Here is a 240-nt window from a genome sequence, read left to right on the forward strand (position 1 = left end):
GGTCGGCGGGGAGAACTACGCCGCGGTGTTCTCCGATTCCAGCTTCCTCGATGCGATCGGAAACACGGTCATACTCGCGGTCGGAACGACGGCGGGGTCGATGCTCATCGGTATGGTCCTCGCGTTGCTGCTCGAGGGAACCGCGAAGAATCTGTGGGTGATCCGTACCGCGGTATTCATCCCCGCGGTCGCGGCCATGGCCGTTGTTGCGGAGATATGGCGCGTGCTCATGTACCCGGC

1 pseudogene is annotated in these 240 nt (G+C 63.3%); it reads left to right on the top strand.

Annotated features, from left to right (window positions below):
• Positions 1-240, top strand: a pseudogene (locus SB660_RS23470) (sugar ABC transporter permease); the annotation flags it as partial.

This window comes from Bacillus sp. SIMBA_005 (genome assembly GCF_046535585.1).
In the GTDB taxonomy this organism is placed as follows: Bacteria; Bacillota; Bacilli; order Bacillales; family Bacillaceae; genus Bacillus; species Bacillus pumilus.